The organism is Candidatus Berkelbacteria bacterium (assembly GCA_016432625.1).
Lineage (GTDB): Bacteria > Patescibacteriota > UBA1384 > 2-12-FULL-50-11 > 2-12-FULL-50-11.
On sequence record CP066697.1, the window covers coordinates 157,848 to 177,329 of the forward strand.

General features: G+C 50.0%; 22 protein-coding genes and 3 tRNA genes. 8 read left to right on the top strand and 17 right to left on the bottom strand.

Annotation, left to right across the window (positions count from 1 at the left end; translation table 11 throughout):
* Positions 1-41 precede the first annotated feature (41 nt).
* The 3 genes from HY845_00895 to HY845_00905 all read right to left on the bottom strand — a co-directional run bounded on the left by HY845_00895 (position 42) and on the right by HY845_00905 (position 1,760).
* Positions 42-1,355: a hypothetical protein gene (locus HY845_00895; GenBank protein ID QQG51889.1), complete on the bottom strand. Its 1,314-nt coding sequence runs from the start codon at positions 1,353-1,355 to the stop codon at positions 42-44.
* Positions 1,356-1,381: 26 nt separating this feature from the next.
* A complete protein-coding gene (gene secG, locus HY845_00900) occupies positions 1,382-1,606 on the bottom strand; it encodes a preprotein translocase subunit SecG (GenBank protein ID QQG51890.1) in 225 nt (74 codons plus the stop codon).
* Between the two features lie 82 nt (positions 1,607-1,688).
* Positions 1,689-1,760: transfer RNA gene (locus HY845_00905), tRNA-Cys, on the bottom strand.
* A gap of 148 nt (positions 1,761-1,908) precedes the next feature.
* Here HY845_00905 and HY845_00910 point away from each other — a divergent pair.
* Positions 1,909-2,631, top strand: a complete 723-nt coding sequence (locus HY845_00910; protein ID QQG51891.1) for a hypothetical protein — start codon at positions 1,909-1,911, stop codon at positions 2,629-2,631.
* 61 nt (positions 2,632-2,692) lie between these two features.
* Here HY845_00910 and HY845_00915 read toward each other — a convergent pair.
* A tRNA-Gly gene (locus HY845_00915) sits at positions 2,693-2,765 on the bottom strand.
* An 82-nt stretch (positions 2,766-2,847) separates the two neighbouring features.
* On the opposite strand from HY845_00915, the gene HY845_00920 reads away from it, so the two are divergent.
* Positions 2,848-3,171, top strand: a complete 324-nt coding sequence (locus tag HY845_00920) for a hypothetical protein (GenBank protein QQG51892.1) — start codon at positions 2,848-2,850, stop codon at positions 3,169-3,171.
* A gap of 129 nt (positions 3,172-3,300) precedes the next feature.
* Here HY845_00920 and HY845_00925 read toward each other — a convergent pair whose 3' ends face one another.
* The 3 genes from HY845_00925 to HY845_00935 form a co-directional block, all read right to left on the bottom strand.
* Positions 3,301-4,821, bottom strand: coding sequence for a YifB family Mg chelatase-like AAA ATPase (locus HY845_00925; protein QQG51893.1), 1,521 nt, complete (start codon positions 4,819-4,821; stop codon positions 3,301-3,303).
* 8 nt (positions 4,822-4,829) lie between these two features.
* Positions 4,830-5,474, bottom strand: coding sequence for a zf-TFIIB domain-containing protein (locus tag HY845_00930; GenBank protein QQG52145.1), 645 nt, complete (start codon positions 5,472-5,474; stop codon positions 4,830-4,832).
* Between the two features lie 93 nt (positions 5,475-5,567).
* Positions 5,568-6,374 carry a hypothetical protein gene (locus HY845_00935; protein ID QQG51894.1) on the bottom strand — a complete coding sequence of 269 codons (807 nt, stop codon included), beginning with the start codon at positions 6,372-6,374 and terminating at the stop codon, positions 5,568-5,570.
* Positions 6,375-6,395: 21 nt separating this feature from the next.
* Between HY845_00935 and HY845_00940 the strand changes: the two genes are divergently transcribed.
* Genes HY845_00940 through HY845_00950 form a run of 3 tightly spaced genes read left to right on the top strand, consistent with a single transcriptional unit; the run spans position 6,396 to position 8,719 of the window.
* A complete protein-coding gene (locus HY845_00940; protein QQG51895.1) occupies positions 6,396-7,124 on the top strand; it encodes an ABC transporter ATP-binding protein in 729 nt (242 codons plus the stop codon).
* On the top strand, positions 7,117-7,881 hold the full coding sequence (locus HY845_00945) for an ABC transporter permease subunit (protein ID QQG51896.1): 765 nt from the start codon (positions 7,117-7,119) through the stop codon (positions 7,879-7,881). Before HY845_00940 ends, HY845_00945 begins: the two co-directional genes overlap by 8 nt.
* A complete protein-coding gene (locus tag HY845_00950) occupies positions 7,871-8,719 on the top strand; it encodes a hypothetical protein (GenBank protein ID QQG51897.1) in 849 nt (282 codons plus the stop codon). Before HY845_00945 ends, HY845_00950 begins: the two co-directional genes overlap by 11 nt.
* Here HY845_00950 and HY845_00955 read toward each other — a convergent pair.
* Both HY845_00955 and HY845_00960 read right to left on the bottom strand, forming a co-directional pair.
* On the bottom strand, positions 8,700-9,680 hold the full coding sequence (locus tag HY845_00955; protein ID QQG51898.1) for a YvcK family protein: 981 nt from the start codon (positions 9,678-9,680) through the stop codon (positions 8,700-8,702). The two genes, HY845_00950 and HY845_00955, sit on opposite strands and share 20 nt — an antisense overlap.
* Entirely contained in the window at positions 9,677-10,207 is a 531-nt protein-coding gene (locus tag HY845_00960; GenBank protein ID QQG51899.1) for a hypothetical protein, read from the bottom strand. The genes HY845_00955 and HY845_00960 overlap by 4 nt, the downstream gene beginning before the upstream one ends.
* A gap of 88 nt (positions 10,208-10,295) precedes the next feature.
* Here HY845_00960 and HY845_00965 point away from each other — a divergent pair, with 88 nt between their 5' ends.
* Positions 10,296-11,273 (top strand): FAD-dependent oxidoreductase, encoded by a 978-nt coding sequence (locus HY845_00965; protein ID QQG51900.1) that lies wholly within the window; start codon positions 10,296-10,298, stop codon positions 11,271-11,273.
* Between the two features lie 227 nt (positions 11,274-11,500).
* Here the strand turns inward: HY845_00965 and HY845_00970 are convergent.
* The 3 genes from HY845_00970 to HY845_00980 form a co-directional block, all read right to left on the bottom strand.
* Positions 11,501-11,572, bottom strand: a tRNA-Lys gene (locus HY845_00970).
* A 464-nt stretch (positions 11,573-12,036) separates the two neighbouring features.
* On the bottom strand, positions 12,037-12,567 hold the full coding sequence (locus HY845_00975; protein ID QQG51901.1) for a hypothetical protein: 531 nt from the start codon (positions 12,565-12,567) through the stop codon (positions 12,037-12,039).
* Positions 12,568-12,616: 49 nt separating this feature from the next.
* Positions 12,617-13,222: a DnaJ domain-containing protein gene (locus HY845_00980; protein ID QQG51902.1), complete on the bottom strand. Its 606-nt coding sequence runs from the start codon at positions 13,220-13,222 to the stop codon at positions 12,617-12,619.
* Positions 13,223-13,279: 57 nt separating this feature from the next.
* On the opposite strand from HY845_00980, the gene HY845_00985 reads away from it, so the two are divergent.
* Both HY845_00985 and HY845_00990 read left to right on the top strand, forming a co-directional pair.
* Complete coding sequence (locus tag HY845_00985) at positions 13,280-13,603, top strand: YbjQ family protein (protein QQG51903.1); 324 nt, start codon at positions 13,280-13,282, stop codon at positions 13,601-13,603.
* Between the two features lie 29 nt (positions 13,604-13,632).
* Positions 13,633-13,830, top strand: coding sequence for a hypothetical protein (locus tag HY845_00990; GenBank protein QQG52146.1), 198 nt, complete (start codon positions 13,633-13,635; stop codon positions 13,828-13,830).
* Between the two features lie 9 nt (positions 13,831-13,839).
* Here the strand turns inward: HY845_00990 and HY845_00995 are convergent, their stop codons facing one another.
* From HY845_00995 to dnaK, 5 genes are all read right to left on the bottom strand, one after another.
* Positions 13,840-14,505 carry a metallophosphoesterase gene (locus HY845_00995; protein ID QQG51904.1) on the bottom strand — a complete coding sequence of 222 codons (666 nt, stop codon included), beginning with the start codon at positions 14,503-14,505 and terminating at the stop codon, positions 13,840-13,842.
* An 84-nt stretch (positions 14,506-14,589) separates the two neighbouring features.
* Positions 14,590-14,853: a hypothetical protein gene (locus tag HY845_01000; GenBank protein QQG51905.1), complete on the bottom strand. Its 264-nt coding sequence runs from the start codon at positions 14,851-14,853 to the stop codon at positions 14,590-14,592.
* 450 nt (positions 14,854-15,303) lie between these two features.
* On the bottom strand, positions 15,304-15,795 hold the full coding sequence (locus tag HY845_01005; protein ID QQG51906.1) for a hypothetical protein: 492 nt from the start codon (positions 15,793-15,795) through the stop codon (positions 15,304-15,306).
* Between the two features lie 63 nt (positions 15,796-15,858).
* Positions 15,859-17,217, bottom strand: coding sequence for a hypothetical protein (locus HY845_01010; protein QQG51907.1), 1,359 nt, complete (start codon positions 17,215-17,217; stop codon positions 15,859-15,861).
* Positions 17,218-17,265: 48 nt separating this feature from the next.
* Positions 17,266-19,263 (bottom strand): molecular chaperone DnaK, encoded by a 1,998-nt coding sequence (gene dnaK, locus HY845_01015; protein QQG51908.1) that lies wholly within the window; start codon positions 19,261-19,263, stop codon positions 17,266-17,268.
* Positions 19,264-19,482: the final 219 nt, after the last annotated feature.

Below are 19,482 nucleotides of genomic sequence, written 5' to 3' on the forward strand. Positions count from 1 at the left end.
ATTTTACCAGAGTTTCTCCTATTTGAGAGGCCTTAGAGGCGCTATTTGACGTACCAGTCGGCGATTGACCGATAACGGTCTGAAGCGTTTTGGGCGAGCCAGGGCTTCTGAACGGCGATCGTGTCCTCGGCGATAAAACTTACCGACTCCTGCTTCAGAAATTTCGCAACGCCCTCTCGCTGCAACGCCTCGTGTAACGATTTTATCGCTGCTGTGCGCTCAGCGACATTAGTCAGCTGGCGCAGGGTATCGATTTGAACGTCGATACCGTCATTATTGATGCCGGAAAAATTATTGCCCGGCGGTCGGATTTGAGAGGAGTGCCATAAGTAGGTTGGATCCATCTCGGCGCCGTAATCGATTCCCGTTAGCAAGGCCTGAAACTGCCGGCTCGGCCCGGCCTTGTCTTGGATTTCGTCCAGCGGTTTTAGCTCTAGGGTGACTTGGGCGCCGAGTGCCTGCCAGCGCTTAACGAGCTCCTCGGCCAGACCCTTATACGGTTCCTGGTCTGCGGCCGTGAGAGTAAATGGCGAATTTGCTACCGTCGATTCGTCAATCAACGCCCGACGCATCGCCCCGTCACGAAACGGCGACTTGTTAATGTTGAAAATGACGGCGTAATACTTTGACAACTCAAATGATTGCAGGTGATAGCCTTCCGGCACTGTTAAGTTTTCGTTCTCGGCGCCGTCTACCTTACCCTTGTCCAGCGCTTGCTGGAGCAACGCTTTGTCGGCGTAGGTGTGGACGATAACTTTGTTCAAGTAAGGCCGAACCGCCCCCTCGCGCGGATTGCGACTGAAAATCGTTGTCTTGCCGGTCGCTTTATTAAGCTTGTATGGCCCGTAATCAAATAGTGGCTGCGTCAGCAGTAGGGGAATATTCGGATTGGCCTTAGTCGTTTTGATCGCAATTTCGTCGCCATCGGTCAGTTCTACAGAGGCAGGGCCAAGTAGCTCCAGACTATTTTGCAATTCGGTAAGGATTTCGTTCTTACTTACTTCCTTCAAAAGCTTGAAGAAGTACTCGGTTTTTTCTGGATTGACGCGCCAATCTTGGACAAGCACGTTTTCCAACTCGCCATCGTTATTAATAGTAAACAACCCAGTTTTTGTCAGACGCGTCGCAATTTGTTGGACGTCACGCTCAGTGCCGACGAGCCCTTCAACATAACTGCCACCGGCGGTGGCAGTGCCTTGATTCTGGGCAAACTGGCGGTACCAGAAAGTACCGCTAATAACGATCACTACGGCGAGTAGGGCCAGGATCACTTTTTCGTAATGGCTGATTATCTGCGTCACTCGCGCCGCGTATCGTTTTTGACGCGCAAAGAAATTGTCCATCGAAGATCGCATTGATTCCTACTAGACTAGGGAGAAACTCATATCGACGGAATGAGCAACTGGGCAATCACTGCCAGGACAAAAACCGTGGCAAAAATTACAGAAGCTCGTAACAGCAATTTTTCAATACCTCGGCGACTCCGGTACGACATACCTTCTCCGCCAAAGGCCCCACCTAGACCGGTTCCCCGATGTTGCAGCAGTACGGCGATAACTAGCAGAAGTCCGGCAGCGATTTGGGCGACCTGTAAGAAACTGGTCATGTACCGGATATCCTAAGGCTTTGCATGTTTGGCGTCAACCCCTTTTACTCTTTAAGCGCTTCGATTTTCTACGTTGCTCTTGAGGCCACGAGGGGATTTGCACCCCTGTAAAACGGTTTTGCAGACCGTTCCCTGACTACTCGGGCACGTGGCCGATTCCCGGGTATTGTACCTTTTAGCTCGTTAAAAAACGAGGCTATAGTCTGGCATTTTCGCGAGAGGGGGTCTAAACTGTACGGGCGTATTTACGCGGTACCGGGGATGGATCCCCGCGAACCTCTTATCAATGCTACAGGTGCAACATGTCGATAGTCTCACAGCAAAAACGATCATCACTCGCCCCCACGGGGGCCACGACCAGTTCGGCGAATGGGCTAATCAGCCCGGCACTCGCCAATGCCAGTCTCCATACCTTGGAAACGCTCGGCCACAGACGGCTCCTGGAAACCAGGCGCGTCCAGTTCGATAACGTTATCGAAAGGCTTAAGGGGGACGGCCTGACTATGAGGGAGCTCAGAGAGCTGCTGCAGAACACATGCCGCGACATTCCTGACGGGTTGATCCTGTCTGGCGAAGAGTCGCTGCGCCATCGTCACGAAGAGTTGGGGGTGACGCTGACCTGCCGATCCGACGGCAGCGTCGATGTCTGCTGGAGCGTGTACAAGGGGCGATCCGACGTCCTTCGCTTACTGCTCACCAGCGACGATCAAGGCTTGGAGCTCGAGGAGCTCAGGTACAAGCCGGAAGAGTTTCAGATGCCAGGTCTGACAGCTCCAACTCGCCACTTGGAATGGCTGCTTCCAGTCTACGACTGGATAGCGGCCCACGACGTCAGGGGGAAGGACCACTTGGCCTGGAAACAAGTCGAAGCGCTCTATGGGCAGACCATCCCGTTTGTCCGCCTTGACCGCAAACGCCACAAGACCCTCGAGGATCTCGGACGCATGCCGTCGATGTTCCAGCCATTACGGCAGGAATTCCAGCGGTTGAACGCGCTTGGATCCTTGATCCAGTTCCAAAGCTAGCCCTGTAGCACCCCGCCCAGAAAGCCCGAGACACGACGTCCCGGGCTTTCCTCTTTTTCTGAGCGGTAGACCGGTCTCGAACCGGCGACCTTATCCTTGGCAAGGATACGCTCTACCAACTGAGCTACTACCGCAAAACTGTTGTAATTTTACCGATTCCGCCAGTAAAGAGCAATTGGCTTGCCCGCTTCCAACAGAAGCGGTAAAGTTTTGGCGATGAGCAAGAAGTCGAAACGTAACATTAAGGCTCTACTTGCCAAACGTGCGCAGCTCGAAGAGCTTAATCGCGGCAAGACGAATCTTGTTAGTATCCCTGGTGCGCCGAAATTAGCTCGACCCGAGGCACCGACTCCGGTGGCCCGGGAACTAAATCGACCGGAACTCCCCGAATACGCTCCGGGCAAGGGAATCTGGCGAACGCTAATTGGCACGGCAATTATTGCCGTAATTCTTGTTGCTGTTGTCGTTCTAGATAACTCGCGTCATTTCCTGGCGCCATTCGGCGACACACTTTACAACGCCTTGCGCTTGAACGACTAATTTATGGCGTTGAGCGTTCTAACGGCGGTATAAACCACGGTCGCGATTGCTGCCATTACTAACAAAACCAAGAAAATCTCGACGATGATTTTGATTGGGCCTCCTCCGCGTTCCATTGCTTAATTCTAGCTACGTGGCGCTAAAGAAGCGATACTGCAGCGCTTCGGCGACGTCCCCCGTCTTAATAGCCTCCCGGTCGTCAAGGTCGGCAATTGTTCGAGCAACTTTGAGCAATTTATGGTAGCTGCGTCCTGTAATTACGAACTTTACTGCCGCCTTTTCTAGCAAATCCTGCGCCGCTTGGTCGATCTGACAGATTTTAGCGACGTTCGCGCCAGGGATGTTAGCATTCAGACGACCGGCATTACGTTCCAGCTGACGCGTTCTTGCTCGTCCGACTTTGGTTCGCGATGTTTTTAGTTCCGCTGTATCACGCTTTGGTGATCGCAGATCGCCGAGCGGCACGGCTTCAACTGCCAAAAACAGGTCGATCCGGTCTAGGATCGGACCACTAATTTTCTTGCGGTATTGGGAGATTTGATAAGGCGAGCATTGACAATCCCTTTGGGCCGAGTTTAACCAGCCACAAGGGCAGGGGTTCATGGTTGCGACTAGCATGAACGAAGCCGGGTAACGGATAGTCTGGGCGATTCGCGAGACGTGAACTTCACCGTCCTCCAGCGGCTGCCGCAGCGCCTCAATGACGTTACGAGGGAATTCTGGCAATTCATCCAAAAATAGAACGCCGCGGTGCGATAAGGAAATTTCGCCTGGTCTTGGGTTACTACCGCCACCAACGATGGAGATATGGCTGGCGGAGTGATGCGGCGAACGAAACGGTCGCGATAAACTGTCTAGGGCACGATTCGTCTTCAGCTCGCCGGAGACGCTATATAGTTTAACAACCTCGATCATTTCGTCCCTGTCCATTGGCGGCAACAGGGCTCTTAAGCCTCGGGCAACTAGAGTTTTGCCGGCGCCAGGCGGCCCCTCGAGCAGTAAGTTATGGCCGCCGGCAGCAGCGATTAGTGCCGCTCGTTTGGCTTTCTCCTGACCTTGGATTTGCAACCAGTCGTCATCAAGAATCTCCGACTGCTCCGGCTCCTCATTTGCTGCCTCTTCTTGCGGACTAAATTCACCGTTAATCCAGCCAATAACTTGCGAGAAGTTTTCTAAGCCGACCAAACTTATTCCCTCGACCAAGCTGCCTTCGCCAAGATTTGCTCTTGGCATAACAACTGCTTCGTAGCCGTGCTTTTTGGCCCATTCTACAAAAATTAACGTGCCGTGAATTGCTTGTAGTTGACCGTCCAAAGACAGTCCGGCGACAAACAGCGTTTTTGTCAGTCTTGGATTGGTTTTCAGCTGGTTGTCGGCGAGCAGAACGCCGAGCGCGATCGGTAAGTCAAAATGAACGCCGGATTTTTTGCGCTCCGAAGGCGCTAGGTGCACCGTAATGCGCGATAACGGAAAAGTAAAACCGGAATGTTTCAGCGCCGAGCGGACTCGCTCGCGTGATTCCTCGACGGCTTTGTCTGCTAATCCGACGACGATAAAGCCTGGCAAGCCGCTCGATACGTCAACTTCAACTTTAACTTCTGAGGCGGCAATACCTTCGGCGGCTACAGAGCCAAGCTTCGCCAGAGCCATCTTTGTTTCTAGGGTCCAAAAATAATCACAAAGAATCCGAAGAGGCAGATGGCGATAACGCTCCACCCCATAAAGATTATCGGTAGGCGACGGCCAAGAACGGCCAGAACTGTTCCAGCTACATAGGCCGCGGCGATCAAAACCAGCGTCAAAATATTTGGCCCGCCTGTGGGTAACGGCTCAGCGGCAGCGGCTTGGAAGCCTTCGCTTGATGCGGCAGCGACTGTCAGGATGCCGCCGGCCACGGTTAGCATGGCAGCCAAAGCGGCCTGAGATCGTGAGTAAAGACCAAGAGCTGCGGAGCTGCCGTTTTCGGCAAGCCAATTGTTGAACAGCGCTAACTGGCCGCGGGGGTAGAACGTGCCGCGGCAATCTGGGCAAGTCCACATCTTAAATCCGGTTGGCCCAGCGTCATGTTCGGATTGTTCTAGCAAAGTTTGGTCGCTAGGACAGAGGAGATTTATGCTCTGCAGCGAGTAATTAGGTTGGGCTTGGTCAATTTCTGAAACCGACGTAGCCGAAAGCCCTTCGTCAGTGCCGGAATCAAACCAAACGCCGCCGCACTGTCCGCAACGGCGAGCCCTCCGGATGTCGCCACTTAGACTGCGAATGGAGACGGGCTCGAACTCGCCTTCGCATAACGGACACTTCATTTACCCCTCCCGCGCATATCCACACTGTAGCGTAACTGGGTTGAGTTTCAAGAAGTTTCCAGGTAAAATGCCCAAGTTCGAGGATCCGCAGCCTTATCTCAACAACCGTGGACTCGGGCCCGGCGACTTCGGTCGCCGGTTTTTATAACTCAGCCACTTTTTGACTAATATTTCTGCCTCAACCTCGTTTTTCACGAATTGGATATCGCCGTGATGACGCCACCAGGTTAACTGTCGTCTAATATAATGTCGGCTAGATTTCTGGAACTCCTCGATGGCAATCTGGCGGTTCATTTTTTGCCGCAGATAAAAACTCGCGAAACGATAATCAAGGCCAAGCTTTTCCAGCCATTCATGACTTACGCCCTGGCTTAATGTTGTCCGTGTTTCATCGAGCAACCCGTCAAAAATTCTCTCAAATCGTTCGTCTGATTTTTGATATAACGTCTCGCGGTCAACATCCGGCTGCAGGATCAACGAGTCGAAGCTATTACTTCTCCTTCGTTTCGAGAATCGGCCTGCGCCGGGCTCATAACCTTCAAGCAAGGCCGTAACGTAAAGGCCCGTCCCGCCAACAATTATGGGTAATTTTTCGTGGCTCCAAATAAGTTTTACCGCGTCCTCGGCCTGTTCCAGCCAATCGTTGAGGGTAAAAGGCGTTTCCGGCTCGACGATGTCAACCAGTAGCTGCGGCACACCCTCAATGATCCTTGCCGGTTGGTTCTGCCACCTGCCCGGCTCACCTTCTTTATTAGTCCCGACGTCTAATCCTTTATAGACCTGTCGCGAATCGGCGCTCAAAATTACGCCGTCAAAAACCTTGGCGAGCCGAACGCCAAGGTTTGTTTTTCCCGACCCCGTCGGCCCAACAACGGCCAGAATTTTGTTTTCGCTTCTCATTTTTGATACTTTCGAGTTCGGATGCTACTGCTGAAAACACTCTCAAAAGAATTCTACCAGACGCGCAACACGACATTTCCCGTTATCAAGTCGTTGAGCCTGACGGTCAAGAAGGGCGAAGTCTACGGCTTCTTGGGGCCGAACGGTGCCGGCAAAACGACAACCGTCAAAATGATCGCCGGCCTACTTTTTCCCGACAAAGGAAGCGTGACGATTGGCAAATACCCGGCCGGATCAAATGAAGCGGCGCAAATTTTAGGCTTCATGCAGGAAAATCCGCAATTTTACCGCTACTTGAGAGCGAGCGAAGTGTTAGAGTTTGTCGGGGAACTGTTCGGCCTTGAAAAAGAAGTTATCGCCGCTCGGTCGAATAAACTTTTACAGCAAGTGGGTTTGGAGAAGTTCGCCGACATCGCGGTACGCAATTTCTCCAAAGGCATGCATCAGCGCCTAGCCTTTGCCGTTGCCTTAATGAACGACCCCGAGCTGTTGGTTCTTGACGAGCCGCTCGACGGACTTGATCCGCTGGGACGACTAGACTTCAAAAAACTGATGGCTACCTGGAAAAAAGAAGGCCGGACTATATTCTTTAGCTCTCATATTTTAAGCGACGCCGAGGAGCTTTGTGACAGGGTCGGGATTTTGCAGCACGGTCAGCTTCTGGCCGAAGGCAAGCCTCGCGATCTGATTAAAGGCCAAGCTAAAACTTTGGAAGAGTACTTTGTCAAAACCGTAAGGCAGAATGCTTAAAACTATTTTTGCGATTGCTCGAAACACATTCAAGGAAACAATCCGCGACCGCGTTTTATATTCGTTAATCGGTTTTGCGGTTATCGTCATCGCCGCGAGTTTACTAGCGGCGTCGGTCTCGTTAGGCCAGGAAACGCGAGTAATTCAAAGTTTCGGCCTGACAGCGATGCTCGTTTTCCTACTCATAATTACTATTTTTATCGGTACCCAACTCGTCTGGCGGGAGGTCGAACGCAGGACCATTTATATGGTGCTGTCGAAACCAGTCAGCCGCGAGGCATTTTACCTGGGCAAGTTCCTTGGCCTCTGCCTGACTATTCTGGTTGTCATGCTAATTATGGGCGCGGTGTTTGTGGCGCTGGTTGGTTATAAAACTAAAGCTGTCAGCGGCGTTCAAATTGCGGCGATCGTGATGATGATGGTCGAAGCCTGGCTGCTAACCGCCGTTGGAATGTTATTTGCGAGTTTCACTTCGCCGCTTGCTAGCGCCGTTTACGCCTTCGCACTGGCGTTAATTGGGCATTCGGCAACCTCAATTTATATCATCGCCGCTAAATCGACTGGCTTTGCCAAATACATGTTAGAAGCGGTCTACTACGCTTTTCCGAATCTTGAAAAATTCAATCTGCGTAACGAAGTGATTTTCAACGCGCCGCTAGACTTCAGTTATTTCTGGACGGCAATGCTATATTTTGTCGGCTATACCGCGGCGATGTTGCTACTAGGCATAGCCATCGTGCGCAAACATGAGTACTAATTTTCTATTTCGCCGCCCAGCGCTACTGGCGCTCGTCTTTCTTGTCGTTGCGTACGCAGCGCAGATTTTTACGGACACACGGCGGTTTTACTCTAACCAGGGCAAGGTGGCGGTAAGCGCCAACATCTATATCGAACCGCAACCGCTATTCCCAGAAACAGCTAAGCTTGTTAGCTTTGGCGCCCGGGAATTCTTAGCCGATTGGTACTGGCTGAAGCTCATCCAATACTACGGCGGCGGCGACCCGCAGGGCAAATATCGTAAGCTCGGCGAGATGTTCAATGTCGTCACGGAATTATCACCGAAGTATTCTGCCGCTTACCAAACTGGCTTATTGGTCTTGCCGGGCGAAGGCTTTATTGATGAAGCGATCAAACTGGGTGAGAAAGGTCAGAAGAATTTACCAGATAAGTGGGAGATGCCGTACTACACCGGTATCGTTTACCACGTCTATAAAAAAGATTACGTTGCCGCTGCGAAAAAGTTTGACCAAGCCGCAGCGATCCCGGGAGCGCCGGAAACCACCAAGTTATTCGCGGCGATTTATTACAACAAAGCTGACGAACGACAAACCGCTTATCAGATTTTCAAAACTGTTTACGAGACAAGCGACAGTGAATTTGCCAGGGACCGAGCCGAAAAATATGTCGAGCACCTCGACGTGTACTTTTTCCTTGAAGATGCAACCAAGAATTTCAAACAACGTTTTGGTCGCTACCCGGCAACGCTTGATGAGCTAGTGACTCGCGGCGTGATTAAAGAAATTCCTTCTAGCCCGCTCAGCGTGCCGTTTACAATCAACCCGGAGAACGGACAGATTAGCGAGTCAAAACGTTGAGCTTGGCGCGTAGCGGTGACTTTGCCGCTCGCAGTACAACATCAGCTAATTTCTCCGCGTCGTGGTAGAGCGGCCGCTGCTCGTCTATTACGTCAGCCAAAATAACTGGCATGCCCTCAATTTCGGTTTTGTCGGTTGTAATATTGCACACTTGTCCGAGCTTGCCCTCGTTGTTTGATTGGGCAACGACGGTATCATTAACGATCACGCCGTCGAAACGTGTGCCATTGACGTATTCGCGCAAGCGCCGGACGTGGTCTTCGACGCGATAGTTCTCGGTCTCGCCGCGCTCAGTGGAGGCGTTGCAGACGTAAAGTTTGCTGCCCTTGGCCTTCTCGAAAGCATCGCGAATCTCCTTAATTAAAAAGTTAGGCACAACGCTGGAGTAAAAACTACCTGGGCCGACAAGAATTAAGTCGGCTTCCTCAAGAGCGCGAACCGCCGCCGGATTAGCTGTCGCGTCCGGTGGCAGAAGCTGCACCCGTTTGATCGGCGAGCGGTGTCCCAGTACTGAAACGTCAACTTGCCCAAGGGCTGTCTGGCCATTTTCAAGCTCGGCCGTTAGATTGACGTTGTCGAAAGTCGAAGGGATAACCTTCCCTTTGACGGCTAAGAATTGACTGGAGGCTTCAACGGCCGACTCAAAGTCGCCGGTAATATCGGCAAGCGCTAGTAGCAGTAAATTGCCCAAACTGTGCCCAGACAATCCTCGGCCCTGCTTGAAACGGTAAGCGAAAAGTTTGGTCGCTAGCTCCTCGTCTTTAGCCAGCGCTGTCAGGCAGTTACGGACGTCGCCCGGCGGCAGGATGCCTGTTTCTCGACGAAGACGGCCGCTGGAGCGGCCGTTGTCGGTCATCGTTACTATGGCGGTAAGTTTAACTGGATAGCTTTTTAAGCCTCGCAGCAAGGTTGCCAAGCCGCTTCCCCCGCCCAAGGCAACAATCTTCAGATGATCATTCATGGCAGTAAAGGATAGACGAAATCATTCTTCTCGTCATCTTTACCCCAGGCCTGCACTGTAAAAGACTCCTCCGCGCTAGCGGTTTGCCGATTAACTGAGCCGTGTACCGTAATCCTAAAAAGGCCGATATCGTGAAAGTCGCTGACTTTAAACCGGTAAGAATACCGGCCTGTCTCGTCGGCGTTAACTTGTCGGGTCTCCGGGCGCTCGTAATTACCGTTCGAACCAGCGGCGACGATGTTCAACTCGGCGAAAGGCAGCGCGGTAACTGTAACGACTTGGTACTGCCCAAGCTTCATTACCTTGCGGGACAACTCAAGCTTCAACTTAAAGTCCTGTCTTGAGGAGTTTCCAGCTTCTGCGAGTACTGTTTGGGCGATGGATATCGGTTCTCTCTGGGCAGCCGATTGCTTATTCCAAGCAACCCCGGCACCAGTCAAAACGACAACCGCTCCGGTAAAGACCGTGTTACGGATAGTTTTGATTAAGGCTTGAGTCTGTTCCGGGGTTCTACGCGAGCGGGACATTAAGGGTATTGTAGCAAACCATCGCTCGCGTACGCGGTACGGCTGCTTTTCTGGTTGGCTAAAATGTGGTTATGCTAAGAAAGCTATCATGACAGATGTTTTAGTTATCGGTTCAGGTATGGCAGGGCTTTCAGCAGCGATTTACGCTGCTCGTTATAATTTGGAAACGCTTGTTATTGGTCATGAGTTTGGCGGTGCCACCTCAACTGCTTGGACTATCGAGAACTATCCCGGCTACGTCTCAATCGATGGCTACGACCTAATGATGAAGGTTAAAGAGCAGGCAGAAAAGACCGGCGCCAAGATTGTCACGGACCGAGTTATTAAACTCGAAAAGAAGAACGATCACTTCGTGGCTCAAACTTTTGAGGGCGAAATGTACGAAACTAAAACTATTATTCTTGCCTGTGGCGCGGCGCGAAAAAAAATGGGACTGGCACGTGAAGATGAGTTCGCACTCGGAAAAGGCGTCCACTACTGCACTACCTGCGACGGCCCGCTCTACAAAGGCAAAACCGTCGCCGTAATCGGTAGCGGCGATTCGGCGGTCAAGGGTATAAAGCTCGCCGTACAGTACGCTGAGAAAATTCACTGGCTAATCCGTGGTGAAGTTATTAAAGCCGAGCCGTTCAATTATGAAAAAGTTAAACACTACTTCGGCGACAAGATTATTGTTCACTACAACACGTCCATTACCGAGCTTTTGGGCGAGAAACGACTTAACGCCGTCAAGCTTAATACCGGTGAGACCCTAGAGCTTGATGGCTTGTTCGTTGAGATCGGCGCTCTTCCTGAAGTTGAGCTCGCTCACCACTTAGGCGCGGCGCTCGACGAGTTCGGTTTTATAAAAGTAGACAACATGATGGAGACTAACGTTGATGGCATCTACGCTGCCGGCGACGTGACGAACTTTTTCGGCCACTTTAAGCAAGACATTACCGCCGCGGCAATGGGTTCAGTCGCCGCCACTAGCGCTTTTAAGCATATTCAACACGCCCCAACAGTCCAGGAGGCGAAAGCCACGCCCGCCGAGCAGCCATCAACGGTTAGTAATTTGAATAAGTAGTGGGTCGGGTGGGGATTTCCTCCGCTGCGCTCCGGTATCCCCACCCTCTTGGCCAAGTGCAAAAACCGCCCATGAGGGCGGTCTCTGCATTGGTGGGTCGGGTGGGGATCTCGCGCCTTCGGCGCTTGAAAGCTCCTTCGCTCACGCTCTGTCGCTATCGAACCCACTTCGTGCGTTCTCTCCCCACCACAAACGAAAAAGCTGCCAAATGGCAGCGCTTCCGTTTGTGGGTCGGGTGGGGATCGAACCCACGACACACGGCTTAAAAGGCCGTTGTTCTACCACTGAACTACCGACCCTGAGCTCTGAGCGAGCGCAGGAGTGGAACCGGAAGGCGCGGAAAATGCTGTTATTTTTCGGCATTTGCAGCGCCGAGGGATTCCTTCAAGTTATTTTACGGGAAACATGCCTTTTCCTCAATTAGGAAACGGATCAAGAAACGGTTGAGCTTTTGACAGTAGGTGCTATCATTGTTAGACCTTTGCGCTTCAACGACGCAGTGCAAGGGAAATCGGAGGGTATCCAATCGTGTCATTTAATAGAAGCAATCTCGTCGCTCATGCGTCCAACAGGACGACCTTCTCCTTCAAGGGAGGGAACCGCCGACCGGCACCGAACTGCTCGCCTCTGAGCAATCAGCGTCGGCTGCAGAACATCAACGGCGGCAAACGCCAGCAGGCGAAGAAGTAGAGGCGAATCCGCTTCACACCAAAGAAAGGCCGGACACATCCGAGTGTCCGGCCTCTTCCTTATATTTTAATATTTAGTAATCGGAAGAACTTCTTGATTTCCCAAGTCCACCTGTCGCAATGAGCGCGATAAGCGGCGCTATCATCCACCATGGGGTGTGGCTAATAAAAATCCGGGCGATTCGTGAGTTCTGGGCGAACTGATCCCGCGCCGCCGGATCCATAAACGAGAAAATGGCGGTTAAAATTAAGGCTGAATTTAAAAAACTAAAAATCGCCAGCTCAAAAGCCGAGAGTGCGCCGCGACCGCTTGAGCCTTTGCCCATACCGGAGCGGATCGAGACCAGTACCGTCGTTAACAAGAATATTCCCGCTGAAATTGTAAAAGGCGAGGCGTTGGCTTTAATGAATAGCTGGTTGCCGATTGTTTTATCGCCTTGGAAGAACTGCTGCAGCGGCGCGCCCAACACCTGCGCCATCACGATACCGGCGTAAATCGCCAGTAACGTCACCACAACCTTATCGCGCTGCAACACGAAGCTGTAGCCGATCGAAACGATGAAAAATATTGCTAAAAACAGATCCCAGCTTGGTACGGTTTGCACTCTTCTTTCCCTCCGCTACTACTTTCTCTAGTTTCAGGAGGAGTGTCAATTAGCGTTGCAGATTGCGGAGTTGCTCGTACAGATCACGTTCTTCGCGTGAGGGGCGCTTGGGGATTTCAATATGGATAACAACCGTCAAATCTCCCCGACCGCGGCGAGTTTGGGCGCCTTTGCCACGAAAACGAAAAGCCGCGCCTTCGGGTGTGCCGGGTGGAATCTTCAGCTCGATCTCATCGCCAAAATTGGTTTTGAAACGAACCGTGTCGCCAAGCACCGCTTGCGGGATCGAAACTGCCAATTGAACCTGGACTTGAGAGAAGGCTGATTCGAACAAATCCTCAAAAATTGAGCCAAAACCTCCGCCGCCCTGACCACTAAAACTGCTGAAGTCGAAACCCCCAGCTTGACTCCCGAAACCGCTTTGGCTGCCAAAACCGGCTCCGGCCCGTGCCCCAGCGTGGCCGAACTGATCGTACTGGGCTCGTTTGTTTTTATCCCCCAGTACCTGGTAGGCCTCGTTTATTTCCTGGAACGCCGCCTTATCCCCACCTTTGTCGGGATGTAATTTGTGCGCTTTCGAACGGTAGGCCTTTTTAATTTCGCCATCGCTGGCACCGCGGGGAACACCTAAAACTTCGTAAAAATCTCGAGCCATATTTTCGATATTTTACCCTAAAAATGTCAAGTTTGCTTTACAGAGTATAATGAATTCATGGATAAGGAAAATATTACAACCTCTTTTGAGCTACCGAATAAGAAAATTGTTAAAAATTTCGGCCTAGTCCGCGGCATAACCGTTCGCTCCCGATCGATTTTTGGGACAATCGGCGGCTCGCTGCAGACCATTCTTGGCGGCAATATCACCCTGTTTACCGAGCTGTGTGAGAAAACGCGCCAGGAAGCCTATGCCCTGATGGTCAAACACGCGGAAGAGATGGGCGCCAACGGCATTGTTATGGTTCGCTATGACGCCAACGAAGTTATGAGCGGTGTAACCGAAGTGCTCTGCTACGGCAGTGCAGTGGAGGTTGAATAATGGACGAGGTAAAAAAAGTTAAAGTGAATATGCCTAGAGGCATTACGATCGTAAACCGTTACAAAGGACCGGGCGGTGGCGCTTATTTCCTGGGTTTCCTAGGGGCTTTCATTTACTACATGCAAACGGCGGCTACTTTCGGCGATGGTGTTATCGGATTTCTAAAAGCCCTTGTCTGGCCGGCGTTTTTGGTTTATCACATCTATAAATTCTTGGGGCTCCAGTAGAATTTAGGCCTAAACCACCGATACCTCACCGTTTTCCACAACTAAATACGTTGCTACCGGGGGTTCGAATATCCCGGAATTTGCGAAATGGTTTTCCTTGTCAACGACTGCCAAATGGCTGTGAGCGCAAATTAGCCAGTGTTCTTTAGGCAAATTGGTGTTTTTCCAGGCAATCATCTTTTCGTTGTCCTTTCGGTAGATGTGTAAAAACGGCTTGCCGAAGTTTTGTATACAAAAGCGCTCAATTTTTACCGCGATCTCATAGAACCAGTAAAAATAGGCGATTCGAGGCAGGCGCATGTCTAAAGTCGGGGCAAGTTTGTCGCCATGGCGGACATGGAACGTGACGCCGTTTTGAATAAAATCGTATTCGTTACTTGTCAAAACTGAAAACTCGTTCGTTCGCGAGTCATTTTTATATTCCCGGTCGTGGTTGCCGTAAAGGTAAACTGCCTCCTTGTTTTTGAATAAGCCAAAAAGCTTTCTCCAGTCGAAGGTTAGAAATTCTTCCAAAGTGTAAGCAAAACCTTCCCAAAGATCGCCGTTAATTATTAGCTTGTCAGCTGGACTCACGGCGCTATTAATTTGGGCGAATTTTATCTCGTTAAACTTTTTACCTAAATGTAAGTCGGAAATTATTACCACCTTTTTCCCGCTGAGGTCTTCCGGTGTCATTGCTTTGCAATTTTACTACAAAGCGGTCCAGCATAAGAGGAATGGGGAGGGTACAGGAATCCGCCCGGCGAGTGCCGAGCGGATCTAGTGCGGCCAAAGCACCCGATAGATAGTGATGCTGGCCATGACGACTGGGAAAACGATGCCAAAGAAAGCGATGAACTTTTTCAGGCCGTTGCTGTGGAAGTATGCCCTCCAGTAAACAACGAAGACGAAGACGTTGATCGCCAGCTGAATGACAGCGGCGATCTGGTTTGCTCCCTGGAAAACATGGGAGAAGTTGGCGATCAAGAAGAACGCGAACCCCATGCTTCCGGAGAGAATCATCCAGAACGTACTGTTTTTCACTGCTATTCAACCTCCGAAGTCTGGTGGATTATATTCCTCAAACCTGTAAAAGTCAAGGATTGGGGCGGCTTTTTCTCGGGTATGCGAAAAGAAAAATAGAGAGCCTAATTACCTTTTACTGCATAGAAAAGGAACTGAAGTATAACTTTTGGTTATTCTACAGCCAGTCTCTTTTTCGGCAAACTCACGAATCTCCGTTTCAAACGCTTTTCTTTTGGCCGTCTCTAACTGAGAGTTGGTCAGAGTACGTGTTACGGAGCTTGATATATTCATCAATCGTGTAGGCCCTCTGCCAATCACACTCCAACACATCAACCAAATGGAAAAAATTATTTTCAAGTTTCGCTCTGCGCTCATCAATCTGCTCCCGCGAGCGAAGATCACGGATACCTAAGTATTTTTCATAGATTCCTTTCGCTCTCAGATGGAAAGAATCCAGTTTGGTTTCGATTAACTCTCTATTTTTCCACCAAGAATTACGGGCGGTATCCAGAATTTCGTTGGCGTGAGTCCGTACACATTTGCCCTGGCATCTTCTTTCGGCCTGAGCGAAAAATCTTCTGTGACGCTTTCAAAAGTTCCTTTTGGGCATAATATTACTACCACCTTTGGCATAACGGCCGTGCCGAATTGAATCAACCTGTTCTGGTAGTGAGTCTTTGTCCAATAGAATAAAACTTCAAGGCCTTCACTCTTTTCTTGAAAGGCTTCCCAGAAGTGTTGAAAATCCATTTTATTGGTAATAAACCCAGAAATTTCTCGATCAATACCCTTGCACCTCAGCGAGATAGTGGCGTAGGGAACGTCTTTTACCTTAGATATTACTTCGCCATTTTCAACCGTACTACCAAGCGGTCGGAGTTCGTTAGCTATACATAACTTGCTATCGATAACCGACCACTCATTATCTCTAAGTAGGACAACTTCTTCTGAGTTATTCATAGCTGAATTTTACTACTTCCTGAATTGATTCAAAGAGAACTGCTCCCTATGCATGTGCCGTTCTTATTCTTTGAGACCCATCTCGGACCGTATATCGCTAATAAAAGTCTTCGCTTTCTCTTCAAGTATATTTTGATCGGGCCTGACACTTGCTAGGAACAACTCGAAATATTTTAGTGCCTTAACTAGGTCGCGCAACTTTTTATAGGCAATGTAGCCAAGCCAAAAATGCAGTTGATTCCTATCAGGATAAGTTTCAAGGAGATTCAAACAAAACTGTTCAACCTCTTGGATGGTAAGCCATTCTTCGGAATACTCATGCTCAACAATTTTCCTCGAGGACTTATAAGCCTCGTCGTATTCCGATAACCAATAATGCAAAAATGCATCGCTGTACCTCCACTCCTGGGCTCCATTAGCTAAGTTCTTCGCAAGCGCGATTTCTTGTTGCGCCGCCTTCGCATCACCTTCCTTGAATAGTTCCACGGCTCTTACTAGATGAAAACCGTACTGATTAGGGTAATAACTCTGTGCTCTTTTCGAAAACGTTGAGTACGACGCTAGGTCATCCTTCAGTAAAGACATTCGTGCTTTTAGCAAATAACTACCTGCCAATAATTGTTTGGCCTTGATCTTTACTTCCTCAATATTTGGAGGTAAATCATTTCTTTGAAAAAGCTTATCGTCAATTAGGCGCTCGTGGAGGGTTATTGCGAGGTTGACGTCACCAGATAAGAATGCAGCAATACCTACTATGTACTTTGCCGATAAATAAACAAAATCAGCGGTTAAGGCGAACCCTCTAAATCGGAATTCTTCTAACATCTCCACTTCTTTAGGTAGGGATCTTACAAAGTCGGCAGATAATTTAAACTGACTGTTTTTGTCTATCGGTGAGTGCACTACTAAACCACTTAAATCAATAAAAATCTTTTCCTTTTCTCCATCAGGACGTTTTTTAACGTCTCCGAAGACGAAATAGTGTCCATGGACTGTCTCATTTATTGTTCGCGCAATTTCATAGTTTTTTACTTTCTCGGCAATATGGTTGGGTACTTTTACTACTGTGACTAACTCACTCAATCCATCTGCGACTAAGTTTTTTCTTACCTGGTCAAGAAAGTCCTTTTTAGCATCTATTTCCTCGAGGTTATCCTCGCTGTAAAGCGCGAAAACTAATCCAAGCTTCCCCTCGGGTATTTTTGGAAGCCACTTCCTTACTACTATCCAAGCAACTATCTCAATTAAGAGTAATACTACGAGGCCCCATCTTAGATAACTGACTCCAAAAAGTTCTAAGAGGGGTTTATAGATAGCCGCAAATATAATGCCCGTTAACACTACCGTGACTAATAATCCGCGAAAACTTGCAAAGTTAATTCTGATGTATGACAAATAGGGTCGCAGTTTATCAATTGGCATCAGCCTATAAAGAAAGAGAGCTGATAGCTCTCTTTCTTGTTTCTCCAATTAGTCTTTTTTGTCCCCGTCATCTTTTGGTTCTTCCGGCACATTTGTGTCCGGGGTGCCATCCGCCTTCGCCGAGGCTTCGTCGGATGAATCGTCTTTGGGGAGTTCTTCTTCCGGCTTCGGCTGTCCCTCCTGCGCTGAAGCTTCCTCCTTCGCAGATGCTTCGGAGGACGAGTCGGCGGGCGAGTCATACATCGCGGCGCCGACTTTTTGGAGGGCGGCACTCAATTTTTCCGCCTCCTCTTTGATTTTGTCTTTATCGTCGTTGTGGATGACGGCTTTGACGGCGGTAACGGCGTCTTCGACTTCGCGTTTGTCGTCCGGTTTGATCTTATCGCCCGCGTCTTTGAGGGTTTTTTCGCTCAAGTGAATAAGGTTTTCGGCGGCGTTTCGTTCTTCGACCAGCTCTTTTTTCTTGGCGTCGTCGGCGGCGTGAGCCTCGGCCTCGGTTTTCATCTTTTCGATCTCTTCTTTGGATAGCCCACTCGAAGCCGTAATGGTGATGTGTTGTTCTTTGGAAGTGGCTTTGTCTTTGGCTTTGACGTTCAGAATTCCGTTTGCGTCGATGTCAAACGTCACCTCAACTTGCGGGACGCCGCGGGGAGCCGGTGGAATACCATCGAGATGGAACTTACCTAGCGTCCGGTTGTCGGAGGCCATTGGCCTTTCGCCTTGTAAGACGTGGATTTCCACAGATGGCTGGTTGTCGCTGGCCGTGGAAAACGTTTCCGTTTTTGAAGCGGGAATAGTGGTATTGCGCTCAATGAGCGGCGTCATTACTCCACCCAGAGTTTCGAGACCCAAGGTTAGCGGGGTGACGTCGAGCAGAAGAATATCCTTAACTTCGCCTGATAAGACGCCGCCGTTAATGGCCGCGCCTAAAGCAACCGCTTCGTCGGGGTTAACGCCTTTCGATGGCTCTTTGCCAAAAACATCTTTAACAACTTGCTGAATCATCGGCATGCGGGTCATCCCACCGACCAAGATAACTTCGTCAATGTCAGATTTGGTGAGTTTGGCGTCTTTCAAAGCGGCTTCGCAGATGCCTCGGGTTTTCTTGATGAGGTCGCCAACTAAACTTTCCAATTTTGCGCGCGACAGATTCATCTGCAGGTTTTTTGGACCGTCAGCGTCAGCGGTAATAAACGGCAAGTTGATCTCGGCTTCCTGGGTTTGAGAGAGCTCGATCTTGGCTTTTTCAGCTGCTTCTTTGACCCGTTGCATAGCCATAGCGTCGCCAGTTAGATCGACACCCTCTTTGGCTTTGAATTCGTCGACGATCCAGTTCATCACTTGAATGTCGATGTCGTCTCCACCGAGGTGAGTATCACCGTTCGTCGAGAGCACTTCGAAGCTGGATTCGCCTTTGTCTTCGCCAATTTCGATGATGGTGATATCAAATGTTCCACCACCAAAGTCGTAAACGGCGACTTTCTGGTCTTTTTTGTCTTCTTTGTTAATGCCGTAGGCGAGAGCCGCGGCGGTTGGTTCGTTGATAATGCGCTTAACTTCGAGGCCAGCAATGGTGCCGGCGTCTTTGGTAGCCTGGCGCTGGGAGTCGTTAAAGTATGCCGGGACGGTAATAACAGCGCCGTCGACTTTTTCGCCGAGATAAGCCTCGGCATCAGCTTTGATTTTGGCCAGGATCATTGAGGAGATTTCTTGGGGGGTAGACTCGTTTTCGGCCATTTTGACCTTAACGCCATCGCCGCTCTTTACAATTTTGTAAGGCATCAGTTTGATGTCGCGCTGAACTTCTTCGTCAGTGAAGCTACGACCCATTAAGCGTTTAACAGAGTAGATAGTATTTTCCGGATTGGTGACAGCTTGGCGCTTGGCGAGCGTGCCAACAAGGCGTTCGCCTTTTTTATTGACCGCGACGATGGACGGCACTAAGTTGCCGCCCTCAGCGGTTGGGATCATTTTGGCTTTACCGCTTTCGATGACGGCTGAAGCCGAGTTAGTTGTTCCCAGGTCAATTCCGATTATCTTAGACATTTGCACCCCATTCTATGTCTGAGATATCCAAAACGGTGTTTTTGATAATCTTTCCCATTTTGAGTAAGCTCTCCTCCTTAATTAGTCTATGTCTAAAGAAAATTGTAAAGTTTCCTTTACATTTGTCAATGGCGAAAGATGGCGTAGAGCGTTGAGTTTGAGAGGTGCTTATGAGAAAATGATGGCCGCTCGTAACCACGGGCAGCAATAGGAGCGGAA